The 14,217-nt window shown below is 67.1% G+C and carries 14 protein-coding genes; 8 read left to right on the top strand and 6 right to left on the bottom strand.

The features are described 5' to 3' along the window. Positions 1-2: 2 nt before the first annotated feature. Positions 3-1,793, bottom strand: coding sequence for an aspartate--tRNA ligase (gene aspS, locus G432_RS18170; protein ID WP_015460285.1), 1,791 nt, complete (start codon positions 1,791-1,793; stop codon positions 3-5). A 96-nt stretch (positions 1,794-1,889) separates the two neighbouring features. Here aspS and rnd point away from each other — a divergent pair, with 96 nt between their 5' ends. The 3 genes from rnd (at position 1,890) to G432_RS18155 (ending at position 4,380) form a co-directional block, all read left to right on the top strand. Next, positions 1,890-3,065, top strand: coding sequence for a ribonuclease D (gene rnd, locus G432_RS18165; protein ID WP_015460284.1), 1,176 nt, complete (start codon positions 1,890-1,892; stop codon positions 3,063-3,065). Positions 3,066-3,191: 126 nt separating this feature from the next. Further along, positions 3,192-4,052, top strand: coding sequence for a Coq4 family protein (locus G432_RS18160; RefSeq protein WP_015460283.1), 861 nt, complete (start codon positions 3,192-3,194; stop codon positions 4,050-4,052). Positions 4,053-4,068: 16 nt separating this feature from the next. Beyond that, positions 4,069-4,380: an I78 family peptidase inhibitor gene (locus tag G432_RS18155; protein ID WP_015460282.1), complete on the top strand. Its 312-nt coding sequence runs from the start codon at positions 4,069-4,071 to the stop codon at positions 4,378-4,380. Between the two features lie 32 nt (positions 4,381-4,412). Here G432_RS18155 and G432_RS18150 read toward each other — a convergent pair whose 3' ends face one another. The 4 genes from G432_RS18150 to G432_RS18135 form a co-directional block, all read right to left on the bottom strand. Further along, positions 4,413-5,879: a Ppx/GppA family phosphatase gene (locus G432_RS18150; RefSeq protein ID WP_015460281.1), complete on the bottom strand. Its 1,467-nt coding sequence runs from the start codon at positions 5,877-5,879 to the stop codon at positions 4,413-4,415. A 108-nt stretch (positions 5,880-5,987) separates the two neighbouring features. Then, positions 5,988-8,153 (bottom strand): RNA degradosome polyphosphate kinase, encoded by a 2,166-nt coding sequence (locus tag G432_RS18145; RefSeq protein WP_015460280.1) that lies wholly within the window; start codon positions 8,151-8,153, stop codon positions 5,988-5,990. A 22-nt stretch (positions 8,154-8,175) separates the two neighbouring features. Beyond that, complete coding sequence (locus G432_RS18140) at positions 8,176-8,784, bottom strand: HdaA/DnaA family protein (RefSeq protein WP_015460279.1); 609 nt, start codon at positions 8,782-8,784, stop codon at positions 8,176-8,178. Then, positions 8,781-10,046, bottom strand: a complete 1,266-nt coding sequence (locus tag G432_RS18135; protein ID WP_015460278.1) for a hypothetical protein — start codon at positions 10,044-10,046, stop codon at positions 8,781-8,783. Before G432_RS18135 ends, G432_RS18140 begins: the two co-directional genes overlap by 4 nt. 59 nt (positions 10,047-10,105) lie before the next feature. Here G432_RS18135 and purM point away from each other — a divergent pair, with 59 nt between their 5' ends. Genes purM through G432_RS24360 form a run of 3 tightly spaced genes read left to right on the top strand, consistent with a single transcriptional unit; the run spans position 10,106 to position 12,133 of the window. Continuing rightward, positions 10,106-11,200: a phosphoribosylformylglycinamidine cyclo-ligase gene (gene purM / locus G432_RS18130; protein WP_015460277.1), complete on the top strand. Its 1,095-nt coding sequence runs from the start codon at positions 10,106-10,108 to the stop codon at positions 11,198-11,200. Beyond that, positions 11,190-11,771 carry a phosphoribosylglycinamide formyltransferase gene (gene purN / locus G432_RS24365; protein WP_015460276.1) on the top strand — a complete coding sequence of 194 codons (582 nt, stop codon included), beginning with the start codon at positions 11,190-11,192 and terminating at the stop codon, positions 11,769-11,771. Before purM ends, purN begins: the two co-directional genes overlap by 11 nt. Further along, on the top strand, positions 11,768-12,133 hold the full coding sequence (locus G432_RS24360) for an MmcQ/YjbR family DNA-binding protein (RefSeq protein WP_041864993.1): 366 nt from the start codon (positions 11,768-11,770) through the stop codon (positions 12,131-12,133). Before purN ends, G432_RS24360 begins: the two co-directional genes overlap by 4 nt. Here G432_RS24360 and thiS read toward each other — a convergent pair. Then, entirely contained in the window at positions 12,130-13,134 is a 1,005-nt protein-coding gene (gene thiS / locus G432_RS18115; protein ID WP_015460274.1) for a sulfur carrier protein ThiS, read from the bottom strand. The genes G432_RS24360 and thiS overlap by 4 nt on opposite strands. Positions 13,135-13,249: 115 nt before the next feature. On the opposite strand from thiS, the gene aroQ reads away from it, so the two are divergent. Next, positions 13,250-13,684, top strand: coding sequence for a type II 3-dehydroquinate dehydratase (gene aroQ, locus G432_RS18110; protein WP_015460273.1), 435 nt, complete (start codon positions 13,250-13,252; stop codon positions 13,682-13,684). 52 nt (positions 13,685-13,736) lie between these two features. Beyond that, a complete protein-coding gene (gene accB, locus G432_RS18105) occupies positions 13,737-14,216 on the top strand; it encodes an acetyl-CoA carboxylase biotin carboxyl carrier protein (RefSeq protein ID WP_015460272.1) in 480 nt (159 codons plus the stop codon). The last annotated feature ends 1 nt before the right edge of the window (position 14,217 follow it).

The raw sequence follows: 14,217 nt of genomic DNA, 5'->3' as shown, positions 1-14,217 counted from the left end.
GGTCAGCCCTTCGAAGGCTCGACGACGCGGATGTTGAGCTCGCGCAGCTGCTTCATCGTCGCGGGCGCGGGCGCCTGCATCATCAGGTCCTCCGCCTTCTGCGTCATCGGGAAGACGATCACCTCGCGGATGTTCGGCTCGTCCGCCAGCAGCATGACGATGCGGTCCACGCCCGGCGCCGATCCGCCGTGCGGCGGCGCGCCATATTTGAAGGCGTTGATCATGCCGGCGAAATTGGTGTCCACATCCTCGCGGCTGTAGCCGGCGATCTCGAACGCCTTGTACATGATCTCCGGCTTGTGGTTCCGGATCGCGCCGGACGACAATTCCACGCCGTTGCAGACGATATCATACTGATAAGCGAGGATATCGAGCGGGTCCTTCGTTTCCAGCGCCTCCAGCTCGCCCTGCGGCATCGAGAAGGGGTTGTGGCTGAAATCGATCTTCTTCGCGTCCTCGTCATATTCGAACATCGGGAAATCGACGATCCAGCAGAATTCGAAGCGGCTGGCATCGATCAGGCCCAATTGCTCGCCCACCCGCGTGCGGGCGAGGCCGGCGAGCTTGGCGGCCTGCGCTTCCTTGCCGGCGGCGAAGAACAGGCCGTCGTCCGGGCCGAGGCCCAGCGCGTCGGCCATAGCGTTCATGCCCTCTTCGCCATGATTCTTGGCGATCGGGCCGCCCCATTCGCCGCCCTTGCGGGTGGCATAGCCGAGGCCGGCAAAGCCTTCCGACTGCGCCCAGGCGTTCATGTCGTCGAAGAATTTGCGGCTCTTGTCCGCCGTATTCGGTGCCGGGATGGCGCGGACGACATCGCCCGCCTCGACGATCGAGGCGAAGCGGCCGAAGCCCGAACCTTCGAAATAGCCCGACACGTCCGAAATCAGGATCGGATTGCGCAGGTCCGGCTTGTCGTTGCCATATTTCAGCATCGATTCCCTGTAGGGAATGCGGCGGAACGGCAGCGGCGAAACGGTGCGGCCCTTGCCTTCGAAATCGGCGAACTCCTCGAACACGCCATGAAGCACGGGTTCGATCGCGGCGAACACATCCTCCTGGGTGACGTAGCTCATCTCGAAATCGAGCTGGTAGAACTCGCCCGGCGAACGATCGGCGCGGGCATCCTCGTCGCGGAAACAGGGCGCGATCTGGAAATAGCGGTCGAAGCCGGCGACCATCAGCAGCTGCTTGAACATCTGCGGCGCCTGCGGGAGCGCGTAGAATTTGCCGGGATGGACGCGGCTGGGGACGAGATAGTCGCGCGCGCCCTCGGGCGACGAGGCCGTCAGGATCGGCGTCTGGAATTCGGTGAAGCCCTGGTCGATCATCCGCCGGCGCAGCGAGGCGATGACGTTGGAGCGCAGGACGATATTCTTGTGCAGGCGATCGCGGCGCAGATCGAGATAGCGATAGCGCAGGCGGATATCCTCCGGATATTCGGCCTCGCCGGCCACCGGCAGCGGCAGTTCCGCCGCGGCCGACTGGACGGTCGCCTCGCGGGCATAGACCTCGATCTCGCCGGTGGCGAGGTTGGGATTGGTGGTGCCTTCGGCGCGCAGCTTGACGTTGCCGGTGATGGTGATCACCGATTCGACGCGCACCGCGTCCAGCGTGGCGAAAGCCGGGGAATCGCCGTCCGCCACGATCTGCGTGAGGCCGTAATGGTCGCGCAGATCGACGAAGAGCACGCCGCCATGATCGCGCTTGCGGTGGACCCAGCCCGAGAGACGGACCGTGGCGCCTTCATCGGCGGCGCGCAGTTGGGCGCAGTTATGCGAGCGGTAAGCGTGCATCGGGTTCTTTCGACTTTTTGGAATTATTCGCGTGGCCCGCGCTTCGCGCGTGCATGCGCGCCTTGTCAAGCCGCGATACCGGGCTATGCACCACTCATGCAGATTCATCCGCTGATTACAGATAGCGCCACGCTCGCCGCCCTCGTCGCTCGCCTTGCCCAATCGCCGTTCGTGGCGGTCGATACGGAATTCATGCGGGAGAACACCTACTGGCCCGATCTGTGCCTGATCCAGATCGCCGACGACAAGGAAGCCGCCGCCATCGATCCCAAGGCCAAAGGCCTTGATCTGAAACCACTTCTTGATCTTCTGGTCGATAATGAGGACGTGCTGAAGGTCTTCCACGCCGGCGGCCAGGACCTCGAGATCGTCTACAACCTGACGGGCAAGACGCCGCACCCGCTGTTCGATACGCAGGTCGCCGCCATGGCGCTCGGCATGGGGGAACAGGTCGGCTATTCGAACCTCGTCGAATCGATTCTCGGCATCAAGCTCGACAAGGGCGCCCGCTTCACGGACTGGGGCCGCCGCCCGCTCGACAAGCGCCAGATCGATTATGCGATCGGCGACGTGACCCATCTCGTCGAAATCTTCCCGAAGATGCTGAACCGGCTGCGCAAGACCGGCCGTGGCCAGTGGCTGGATCAGGAGATGGAGCGGCTGGGCGATCCCGCCAATTATGAAAATCTGCCCGAGCAGGCCTGGACGCGCATCCGCGTGCCCAGCCGCAAGGCCGATGTGCTGGGCCGGTTGAAGGCGCTGGCGGCGTGGCGCGAGCGCGAGGCGCAGGGCAAGAACCTGCCGCGCGGCCGCATCGCCAAGGATGAGACGCTGGCCGATATCGCCGCCCACCCCCCCAAATCGCAGGCGGACCTGGCCAAGGTGCGCGGCCTTTCGCCAAGCTGGGCCAGCAACGACATTGGCGGCCGGCTGATCGGCGCGATCGAGGCGGCGACGCCGCTGTCCGACGACGAGATGCCCCCGCGCGAGGACCGCAAGCCCGGCCTGGGCAAGGAAGGCGCGCTGGTGGCCGATCTGCTGAAGCTGCTGCTGAAGGTGCGTTCGCGCGAATCCGATGTGGCGCCGCGCCTGATCGCCCGATCGGACGAGCTGGAGGCGATCGCCGCCGGCCAGCGCGAGGGCCTCGCGCTGCTGGAAGGGTGGCGTTACGACCTGTTCGGCAAGGATGCGCTGGCGCTGGTCGAAGGCCGGATGGCGTTCAGCGTGCGCAAGGGCCGCATGGTGATGTCCGAGGTGACGCCGCCGGAATAAGACACCGCGGCGAGTGAACGCCCTTCATTTTGCGCTTGGCGCCCCGCGCGGGCGCGGGCACACTCCGTTTCGACTGCGCACGCCGGCCCCGGCCGCGAGAGATGCGCGCGACAACGGAGACGGACCATGGATGATTTTTCGCGTCTCGGCGTGATCGACATGCCGACGGAAAGCAGCGTTCTCGTCAGTTCCTCGCGCTACCTCAACAATCCCCGGCTGGGCGACGCGATGACCACCGCGATGCTTCGCCGCAACGGCCGCGACCGGCGCGTGGGGTGGGACAGCACCAATATCGTCCGCGCTTATTGGGAGGTGCGCGATACCGGCGAGATCAACCGGCTGCTGGCCGAGGAGCGCAAGCGCAACGCGGAATTCGATGCGTTCATGGAGGAACGCTTCATCTCCACCTTCACCCGCGAAGACCTGGCCGACTATCCCAAAGGCACGCTGGGCCGGATATTCCACGACTATCTCGTGGCGGGCGATCTCGACATCGCGCTCGATCCACGCCTGCGCGTCGATCCCGACTGGCGGCCGGCCACGGACCTCGAATATTTCGAGCTGCGGTCGGCGCAGACCCATGATTTCGAACATATATTGGGCGGCGTCGGCTTCGATGCCATGGCGGAGGTCGTGCCCTTCTGGATGCGGATCGAGAATTGGAACCGCAACATGTCGCCGGAGCTGGCCGGCGAGATGGTCTCGCTCAACATGCTGCTGATCATGCCGATGTTCACCCGCGTGCAGCTCCATTATCCGGCCGCCTACGCCACCCTTTCGGACTTCGTGGAGCGCGGCATCCAGATCGGCCGGGTCGCCAGGCCGCTGTTCACCGCGAAATATGAGCCGCTGTTCGGGCTGAGCCTGAACGAGGCGCGCGCCGCCATGAACATTCCGCCTGTGGAACATTATGACTCCTCGGAAGTTTCCACCTATTTCGGGGAAGGCGCGCCCGGCACGGTGAAGCAACCGAAAGCGGCCGCCTGAAACGCAGGAGGAAAGCATGCGCGTGAAGGGCCTGGCACTCATCGGCGTGGGCGCATTGTTGCTGAGCGGCTGCATGGACGATCATCACGACCGTCCGGGACATTCGCGACCGCCGCGCCCGCAGGGCGAATGCCGGGCTGACCGCGCACAATATCTCGTCGGCAAGGTGGCCGAAGGCGGCGTGATCGAACGTGCCCGCAAGGCGACGGGCGCGCGAACGGTGCGGATGCTGCGCCCCGGCCAGCCCGTGACGATGGATTATCGCGCGGACCGGCTGAACGTGGAGGTCGATTCGCGGCAGTTCATCCGCTCGATCCGCTGCGGCTGAGGCACAAGGGGAGGACCTCCCTCCCCTCCCTCCTATCCGGCGATGGCCAGGCTCGCCTTGAGGCCGAAGGCCGCGGCCAGCGTCTTGTGCCGGCGTTCGACCGATTCGCCATAGAGCGCGGAATCGGCCGGGCGCAGCACGAGCACGAGCGCACTGCCCGATCGCTGCAAGGCGCTGGTCTCCAGGGGCTCGGCCACGCCGCCGCTGAGCCGCTGGCCCAGCCGCATGGCCAGCCCCCAGCGTTCGGCCTGGGCGATCTCTTCCGGCAGCAGCAGCGCCGCGACCACCGGGGCGATGCCTTCGCCGCCGAAGCTGCGGTAGAGCGCATGGGCCATCTTCGCCCGCCCCTGCGCGTCCACCCCCACCCAATTGCCGTGAAGCGCGGTTTCGAGGCCGCGCACCGCGCGGAATTCCGGGTGAGCGCGCCAGCCCACGTCCGCCAGCAGGCAGGCGGCATGGCGCAGGCGGGCATCGGCCGGCTCTTCTTCCTTGAAGAGGGGGGCGACCCAGCGGTTCAACAGGTCGCCATGCTCAGCGAAGCGCCCCTGGCGCACGCCTTCCTCGCGCGTGGCGCAGAGCAGCGGATCCTGCGCGCGGACATCCTCGGGCAGGCTCTGATGGAGCAGCCCCTCGCGCAGGCCATAGGCCGAGACGACGAGTCCGCTCGAGCCGAGATGCTTCACCAGCGTCGCCAGCAGGGCGGCAGCGTTGCCGAGCGTCGGGATACGGGGCTGCGACAGGCCGGGAACGTCGCGCAGCCGGGCCTTGTCGAGATGGGCGAGCGAGCGGACCAGCCGCGCGGGCGCCTCCGCCGGCATGCGATAATGGTGGATGATGGGCAGCGGGAAATCGGAAAGGAACATGTCCAGCCGCGCCAGCGACCGCCAGGAGCCGCCGACCAGATAGAAGGGCAGCCCCTGCCCCCGCCCTTCCCAGCCGGACTTGCCGATCGCGTTGGCCACCACCTTTTCCAGCGCTTTCGGCCCCTTGGCCCGGATGGCGGCGATGCGGAGAACGCCCAGGGGGAAGGAGATGCGCTCGTGGATGCGGCCCCCGCCGACGCGGATCAGTTCCAGGCTCCCGCCGCCGAGATCGCCGACGATCCCGTCCGCGTCCGGTATGCCGGCGAGCACGCCATAGCCCGCCATCTTGGCTTCGTCCTCGCCGGAAAGAAGCTCGACATCGAGGCCCAGCGCCTCGATCTGCCCGATGAAGCCGGGGCCGTTGCTCGCTTCCCGCACGGCGGCGGTGGCGACGGTGCGGATCTGGGTGACGCCCATCTGCGCGGCCAGCCGCTGGAAGCGTGACAGCGCCGTGAGCGCGCGGTCGGTCGCCTCCTCGTCCAGCGCGCCGTCCTTCACCAGCCCGCGGCCCAGGCCCGCCATCACCTTTTCGTTGAACAGGATCGAAGGGATGCGGACCGGCCCGTCATAGACGACGAGGCGAATCGAGTTGGACCCGATGTCGATGATGGCCGTGCGGCCTTCAGCGGAGCCCATGGGGGCTTTCCTGCGATAGAACGAAGCGGCGACCATGCGATGCGAAGTTAACCGGATTTCGTTTCCACCGAAAGGAAAAGCGGCGGAACGATCCCGGATTAATCCGCCTTATCCACCCCGCCGAAGGCTGAGCTTGGGCACGGCGCCGCTGCGTTCCAATGCCGCGCCACGGCCGGAAAGCGACGGATTGGTCATGAAATAGCGGTGCAGGTTGAAGGGCCGCTTGCCCGGATCGACCCGCTGATAGCTGCCGTCCGCGCGCAGGTGCCAGCTCTGCTCGCTGTCGATCAGGTTGGCCACCATCACCTGATCGAGGATCTGGGCGTGGACCGTCGGGTTTTCGATCGGCAGCATATATTCCACCCGCCGGTCGAAATTGCGCGGCATCCAGTCCGCCGAGGAAATGAACACCTTCGCATTCTTGTTGGGCAAGGCCGCGCCGTTGCCGAAGCAGATGATGCGGCTATGCTCCAGGAAGCGGCCGACCACCGACTTCACATGGATATTGTCCGACATGCCGGGCACGCCGGGGCGCAGGCAGCATATGCCGCGCACCACCAGATCGATCTGCACGCCGGCGGCGCTGGCGCGGTAGAGCTGCTCGATGATGGCGGGATCGACCAGCGAGTTCATCTTGGCCCAGATCGCCGCCGGTTTGCCGGCCGCGGCATTGTCGATTTCGGCCTGGATCAGCTCGCACAGCCGGTCGCGCATGCCGTGCGGGGACATGACGAGCATTTCGAGATTGGCCGGCTCGACATAGCCGGTGATGTAGTTGAAGAGCTGCGCCGCATCGCGGCCCGCGCGCGGATCGGCGGTGAAGAAGCTGAGGTCCGTGTAGATCTTGGCGGTGACCGGGTGATAGTTGCCCGTGCCGAAATGGCAGTAGGTGCGGAAGCTGCCGCCCTCCCGCCGCACGACCATCGATACCTTGGCGTGCGTCTTCCAGTCGACGAAGCCGTAGACGACCTGCACGCCCGCCCGTTCGAGCTGCGAGGCCCACATGAGGTTCTGTTCCTCGTCGAAACGGGCCTTCAGCTCGACCACGGCCGTCACCGACTTGCCGGCCTCCGCCGCGTCGACCAGCGCGCGGATCACCGCCGATTGCTTGCCGGCGCGATAGAGCGTCTGCTTGATGGCGACGACATCGGGATCGCTGGCGGCCTGGCGGAGGAAGGCCAGCACCACGTCGAACGTCTCATAAGGGTGATGGACGACGATATCCTTGGCGCGGATCGCCGCGAAGCAATCCCCGCCATGTTCGCGGATCCGCTCGGGAAAACGCGGCATGAAGGGCGGGAATTTCAGGTCCGGCCGATCTTCCTCGACCAGCTGCTCGAGATCCGAGATGCCGAGGAACCGTTCGGTATCGGTGATGATGGCGTCGGTGCCGACGATCTCGTCCTTCACCAGCCGCTCCAGCGATTCGGGCATGCCGGCCAGCAGCTCCAGCCGGATCACCCGGCCCTTGCGCCGCCGCTTGATGGCCGACCGGAAATAGCGGACGAGATCCTCCGCTTCCTCCTCGATTTCGATATCGCTGTCGCGGATGACGCGGAAGGCGCCATAGGCTTCCACCGCATAGCCCGGAAACAACATCGCCGTGGATCGGCGGATCGCCGCCTCGATCGAGATATAACGCGCCTCCTTGCCGGGCAGGCGGATGAAGCGCGGCAGGGTGGCGGGCACCATCAGCAGCTCGCGGATCGGCTCGCCGTCCGCAAGCCGGCGCAGCTCGAACATCAGGCTGAAGCCCTTGTTCGGGATGAAAGGAAACGGATGGGCGGGATCGAGCGCCTGCGGCGTCAGCACGGGGAAGATCTGGTCCCTGAAATGGGCGTCCAGCCACAGGGCGTCATCCCCCGATATCTCGTCATGCGCGAGCACGACGATGCCCGCGCGCGCGATCTCCGCCCGAAGATCGCGCCAGACGAGCTGCTGCGAATCCATCAGCTGATCGGCCTCGACCTCGATCGCCGCAAGCTGCTGGGCGACCGTCAGCCCATCGGCGGAGCGGGCATCGACATCCTCGGTGAGCTGGCCCTTGAGGCCGGCGACGCGGACCATGAAGAATTCGTCGAGATTGCTGCCGGATATCGACAGGAAACGGAGCCGCTCCAGCAGCGGATGGGCCGTGTTGCAGGCTTCCTCCAGCACCCGGCGATTGAAGCCGAGCCAGGATATCTCCCGATTGAAATAGCGCTGGGCCGGTTCGATTTCCGGTGTGACGGGATCGATTTCGACGATCGACTGCAGGGCGACGGCTTCATCCATGCGCGGGACGATATGCCAAATTTCATGAATCGTCGATGACACCCACCAGCCGCAGCGCCTCGCGCGCAAGCGGCACCGTGATCCGCGACCGGCGCTCGAGCGAAAGCTGGTCCAGCGCATCCACCACCCGCAGGATCGCGACATAGCTGCGCTCGATCCGGGGCAGCAGATAAGCGATCACGTCCGGCCCGGCCGCCAGCCCGCGCTGGCCCAGCAACCGTTCCATCAACGTCGCGGCGAGCCCGTCGTCCGGCTCCGTGATCGCGACATGCGGCGTCGCCGCGATCCGCGATCGCAGATCGGGCAAGGCGATCTGCCACATAGGCGGCGGCGCATCGGCGATCAGCAGCAAGGGCAGCCGCTCCGCCTGGGCGCGGTTCCAGGCGTGGAACAGCTCCTCCTCCGGCCGGCGATCGGCATCGTCGATCAGCCTTCCGCCCGTCTTGGCGGCGAAGATGCGGCCCAACAGGCTGCGCCCGGACTTGCGCGGGCCGGTAATCAGCGTCGCCATGACCGGCCAGAGCGCGCGATGCTCGAGGTGGCGGAGCACCTGGATATTGGCCTCGCCGCGGCAGAAATCCCGCTCATCCTCCACCGCCGGCCACGCGAATGGCAGGGCGATCTGGCTCATTGGCCCGGCGTTCCGCCTGGTGCCGGCGGGGGGGCGGGCGTGGGCGCGGCCCGCCTGATACGGAGCGTGCCCGGCCCCTCATCGACCCGCCAGCCCCGCGCCTGCAAGGCAATGCGGAGCCCCGAAATCTCGCCCTCATAAGCGACGCGCATCACCGATGTGCCACCGAGCGCGAGGCTGGTGGTATCGACCCCGCGCACGCCCGGCACGGCGCGCAGCGACGATTCGGCGACGGTGAGCGCGTTGGCGTCGGCGGTTTCCACCTGCACCGTATAGTTGACGGCGGTAAGCGGGCTTTCCTCCGCCATCGTCTCGCCGGCGAACGCCTCGTCCGAAAGCTCGGCCGGCTCCTCCTCGATCACCAGCGAGGGATCGGGCCGCAGCCGGCCGTCACGCAGCGCCTGCGAATAGATTTCGTCCATCCGCCGCACGCCTTCGTCCATCAGCGCCGCCATGCCGTCGCCATTGGCCGCCCGCAGGGTGAAGCGATCGAGCACGACATCGTCCGGCCCGTGGCGCGCGGTGAAGCGGGCGAGGATCGGCCCGCCCGGCCAGCTCCGTTCGACCGCGACCTCGGCGACGATCACGTCGGCCGCGCCGAACTGATCGAGAATCATCCGCCACCAGCCGCGCCCCGGCCGGCCGGCCTGCGCCTCGTTCAGCAGCAGCGGATCGCTGCCGGTGCCGGTGGGCCGCACATAATCGATCGGGCTGCCGCCGGGGCGGAACCGCGCCCAGGCCCGCTGCCATTCGGTGCGGGTTTCGAAGCTAGTGGGCGTGGCGCCGGACCACATCACCGGGATGAGCAGCATCGGCGGCGATCGCAGCCCCTGCCCGTGCGCGCCGAGGAGCTGGCCGGTGCGGGCGCGGTCGAACAACACGCCCAGCCGGGCGATGTAGCGGCGCGGGCCGACCTGCTCATCCTCCACGACGATGCCGGCGACGATCGAATCGAGGGTCGAATCGGAAAGGCTTGGCGCCGCCGACACAGGCTGGCCGTTGGTGCGGCTCCACAAAAGCTGCCAGCCCTTGCGCTGGGCGATCCGCCATCCGGCGGTGCGCGCGGCATCGGCGTCGCGTGCGGCGACGTCCACGGCAACGCCGCCGACCTCGTAGCTCGACGTGCTGTCGATGGGGGCTATCCCCCTGTCACTGCCTTCAATCTGGGCGAAGACGACGCCTGCAACGCCCAGCAGCCCGGCCGCCAGCAAGGCGAGCCCGGCACGATTCAGCGGAGGCAAGGAACGAACGGCGGAGATCACCGCCGTCTTTTGGCGACTTGGGCGTGGAAATCCAAGCAGGATATGTCTAGGCGGACGTCATGAGCGACGATACCCCCTATACCTACGCCAAGGCCGGCGTCTCCATCGCGGCCGGAAACGCCCTGGTGAAGGCGATCGCGCCGTTGGCGCGCACCACCGCGCGGCCGGGCGCCAATGCCGACCTCGGCGGGTTCGGCGGCTTCTTCGACCTGAAGGCCGCGGGCTATACCGATCCGCTGCTGGTGGCCGCCAATGACGGCGTGGGCACCAAGCTGAAGCTCGCCATCGACAGCGGCAAGCATGACGGCGTGGGCATCGATCTGGTCGCCATGTGCGTGAACGACCTGATCGTGCAGGGCGCCGAGCCGCTCTTCTTCCTCGATTATTTCGCGACCGGGAAGCTCGACAACGGCGTGGCCGAACGGGTGATCGCCGGCATCGCCGAAGGCTGCCGCATCGCCGGCTGCGCGCTGATCGGCGGCGAGACCGCCGAGATGCCGGGCATGTATGCCGATGGCGACTATGACCTCGCCGGCTTCTGCGTGGGCGCCGTGGAGCGCGATCAGGCGCTGACGGGCACGCGCGTGGCCGAGGGGGACGTGATCCTGGGCCTCGCCTCTTCCGGCGTCCATTCCAACGGCTTCTCGCTCGTCCGCCGGCTGGCCGCCGACAAGGGCTGGAAGCTCGACCGCCCCGCCCTGTTCGATCAGGACGTGCTGCTGATCGATGCGCTGCTGGCGCCGACCCGCATCTATGTGAAGTCGTTGCTGCCCTTGGTCCGCGCCGGCAAGGTGGCCGCCATGGCCCACATCACCGGCGGCGGGTTGCTGGAGAATATCCCGCGCGTGCTACCCGATGGCCTGCACGCCCATGTCGATGCCGATGCCTGGCCGCAGCCGCGGCTGATGGCCTTCCTGCAAGCGCAGGGCAATATCGAGCCTGGGGAAATGGCCCGCACCTTCAACTGCGGGATCGGCATGGCCGTGATCGTGCGGCCGGACGAGGCCGACGGGGTTGCCGCCGCGCTCGAATCGGCGGGCGAGACCGTGTTCCGCATCGGCCGGATCGCGCAGGGCGCCAAGGGCTGCACGGTTTCCGGTTCGGCCGAGGCATGGAGCGCGCGGGCGGCCTGGACGGCCACGCATGAAGGCTGATCCGGTTCGCGTCGGCATACTGATTTCGGGCCGCGGATCGAACATGGCCTCGCTGGTGAAGGCGAGCGAGGCCCCCGACAGCTCCTATCGGGTGGTCCGGGTGCTTTCCAATGTCGAGGATGCTGGCGGGCTGGCGATCGCCGCCGCGGCCGGCATCCCGACCTGGGCGAAAAGCCACAAGGGGATGCCGCGCACCGAATTCGATGCGTTGCTGGATGCCGAGCTGCGCGCCGCCGATGTCGAGCTGATCGCGCTCGCCGGCTATATGCGCCTGCTCTCCCCCGAATTCATCGCCGGCTGGCAGGGGCGCATCCTCAACATCCACCCCTCGCTGCTCCCGCTCTACAAGGGGCTGGATACCCACGCCCGCGCCATCGCCGCCGGCGATGCCGAAGCCGGCTGCTCGGTGCATGTGGTGACGCCCGAGCTGGATGACGGCCCGGTCGTCGCGCAGGCGCGCGTGCCCGTGCTGCCGGGCGACACGCCCGATACGCTGGCCGAACGGGTGCTGGGGCAGGAGCATGCGCTCTACGCCCGCGCGCTCGCCGATTATGCGCGGAGCCTGCGCTGACCGCGGCAACCCTGCTCGAACGGATAAGCGCGATCTGCCTCGCGCTGCCCGAAGCCGGCACCAGGCTTTCCCACGGCGCGCATGGCTTCCACGTCGCCGGCAAGAAGATGTTCGCTTATTTCGCCGACCACGGCCATCACGGCGCCCCGGTGAGCATCATGGTGAAGACGAGCGGCCGGGAGGAGCAGGAGATGCTGATCGAGGCCGAGCCCGGCCTCTATTACTGGCCCGCTTATATCGGCGTTTCCGGCTGGATCGGCATCCGGCTGGACCGCGGCGAACCCGACTGGGATCATATCGAGGATCGGGTGCGGCAAAGCTATCGCCTCGCCGCCCCGAAAAGGCTCGCAAGGCTGGTTTAGATCAGCCCCGCCAGCGGGCTCGACGGATCGGCATAGAGCCTGCGGCCCATGCGGCCCGCGCGATAGGCCATGCGGCCCGATTCCACCGCGGCCTTCATCGCCTGGGCCATCAGGATCGGGTCCTTCGCCTCGGCGATCGCGGTGTTCATCAGCACGCCGTCGCAGCCCAGCTCCATCGCGACCGCCGCGTCGGATGCGGTGCCGACGCCGGCATCGACCAGCACCGGCACCCCGGCGCCTTCCACGATCAGCCGGATCGTCACCCGGTTCTGGATGCCCAGTCCCGAACCGATCGGCGCGCCCAGGGGCATGATCGCGACCGCGCCGGCATCCTCCAGCCGCTTCGCCGCGATCGGATCGTCCACGCAATAGACCATCGGCTGAAACCCCTCCCTGGCAAGGATTTCCGTCGCGCGGAGCGTTTCCAGCATGTCGGGATAGAGGGTGCGCGCCTCGCCCAGCACCTCCAGCTTCACCAGGGTCCAGCCGCCCGCCTCGCGGGCGAGGCGGAGGGTGCGAATCGCCTCGTCCGCCGTGAAGCAGCCGGCGGTGTTGGGCAGGTAGGTGATCTTCTTCGGATCGATATAGTCGGTCAGCATCGGCGCCTTGGGATCGGCGATGTTCACCCGGCGGACGGCGACGGTGACGATCTCCGCCCCCGATGCCTCCACCGCGGCGGCATTCTGCGCGAAATCCTTATATTTGCCGGTGCCGACGATCAGCCGCGAGCGGAAGGTGCGGCCGGCGACCGTCCAGCTATCCTCCTCCACCTTCGCGGCATGATCGCCGCCGCCGACGAAATGGACGATCTCCAGCTCATCGCCATCCTCGATCACCACGTCGGTAAGGGTGGAGCGGGGCACGACCTCCAGGTTGCGCTCCACGGCGACCTTGGCCGGATCCAGCCCCAGATCGGCCGCGAGCCCGGCGAGCGTGAGCCCCGCCGGCACGCGACGATGCTCGCCATTCACGCGAAGCTGGATGGTGCCGTCGATGGTCATGTTCGAAAAGGCTCCTCGAGGGGGGAATGCAATAAGGATGTCCATGCTTGGACATCGGCTTCGACCCCATATAGAAACCGCCCTACCCCGATCGCAACCGCAAGGCATCCCACGCATGGCCGATACGATTTTCGTCCTGAACGGTCCGAACCTGAATCTGCTCGGCCTGCGCGAGCCGGAGATATACGGATCGGATACGCTGGACGACATCGCCGACCGGCTGGAGGACCAGGCACGCGCGCTCGGCCTCACCATCGACATGCGCCAGTCCAACCATGAGGGGCATCTGATCGACTGGCTGCACGAGGCGAACGCGCTGCCGGCCAGGGCCGTGCTGCTCAACCCCGGCGGCTATACGCACACGTCGGTGGCGCTGCACGACGCGATCAAGGCGATCCGCGTGCCGGTGATCGAGGTGCATCTTTCCAATCCGCACGCGCGCGAAAGCTTCCGTCACAAGAGCTTTGTCGGCATGGCGGCACGGGGCACGGTGGCGGGCTTCGGCGCGCTTTCCTACACGCTCGCGCTGGACGCGGCGGCGAAGCTCTGACAGTAGCGCGCGCAACTTTGAAACAAGCAAGACAAGAGAAGGGTCAGATCCAATGACCGAGAAGCATGAGGGCCCGATCCGGGTCGACGTCGATCTGGTGAAGCAGCTGGCCGAGCTGCTGGACGCCACCAAGCTCACCGAGATCGAGGTCGAGGACGGCGATCGCCGCATCCGCGTGGCCCGCAAGGCGGCGTCGCCCGCCCCGATGGCCTATGCCGCCGCCCCGGCGCCCGCCGCCGGCGCTCCCGCCGCCACGCTGCCGGCCGCGCCGATCGTGGAAGCCGCCCCGGCGGACCATCCGGGCGCCGTGAAATCGCCGATGGTGGGCACGGTCTATCTGGCGCCCGAACCCGGCGCGCCGACGTTCGTCTCCCCTGGCGACAAGGTTGCCGCGGGCCAGACGCTGCTGATTGTCGAGGCGATGAAGGTGATGAACCCGATCACCGCGTCGCGCGGCGGCGTCGTCCGCGATGTGCTGGTCGAAAACGGCCAGCCCGTGGAATTCGATCAGCCGCTGCTGATCATCGAGTAAG

This window comes from Sphingomonas sp. MM-1 (genome assembly GCF_000347675.2).
GTDB classification, from domain to species: Bacteria; Pseudomonadota; Alphaproteobacteria; order Sphingomonadales; family Sphingomonadaceae; genus Sphingomonas_E; species Sphingomonas_E fennica.
The sequence above is the reverse complement of the archived record's forward strand: the minus strand, read 5'-3'. Positions and strand labels throughout refer to the sequence as shown.

Coding starts and splice junctions, on each gene's coding strand:
- aspS (WP_015460285.1), bottom strand. CDS start 1,793: ATGCACGCTTACCGCTCGCATAACTGCGCCCAACTGCGCGCCGCCGAT.
- rnd (WP_015460284.1), top strand. CDS start 1,890: ATGCAGATTCATCCGCTGATTACAGATAGCGCCACGCTCGCCGCCCTC.
- G432_RS18160 (WP_015460283.1), top strand. CDS start 3,192: ATGGATGATTTTTCGCGTCTCGGCGTGATCGACATGCCGACGGAAAGC.
- G432_RS18155 (WP_015460282.1), top strand. CDS start 4,069: ATGCGCGTGAAGGGCCTGGCACTCATCGGCGTGGGCGCATTGTTGCTG.
- G432_RS18150 (WP_015460281.1), bottom strand. CDS start 5,879: ATGGGCTCCGCTGAAGGCCGCACGGCCATCATCGACATCGGGTCCAAC.
- G432_RS18145 (WP_015460280.1), bottom strand. CDS start 8,153: ATGGATGAAGCCGTCGCCCTGCAGTCGATCGTCGAAATCGATCCCGTC.
- G432_RS18140 (WP_015460279.1), bottom strand. CDS start 8,784: ATGAGCCAGATCGCCCTGCCATTCGCGTGGCCGGCGGTGGAGGATGAG.
- purM (WP_015460277.1), top strand. CDS start 10,106: ATGAGCGACGATACCCCCTATACCTACGCCAAGGCCGGCGTCTCCATC.
- purN (WP_015460276.1), top strand. CDS start 11,190: ATGAAGGCTGATCCGGTTCGCGTCGGCATACTGATTTCGGGCCGCGGA.
- thiS (WP_015460274.1), bottom strand. CDS start 13,134: ATGACCATCGACGGCACCATCCAGCTTCGCGTGAATGGCGAGCATCGT.
- aroQ (WP_015460273.1), top strand. CDS start 13,250: ATGGCCGATACGATTTTCGTCCTGAACGGTCCGAACCTGAATCTGCTC.
- accB (WP_015460272.1), top strand. CDS start 13,737: ATGACCGAGAAGCATGAGGGCCCGATCCGGGTCGACGTCGATCTGGTG.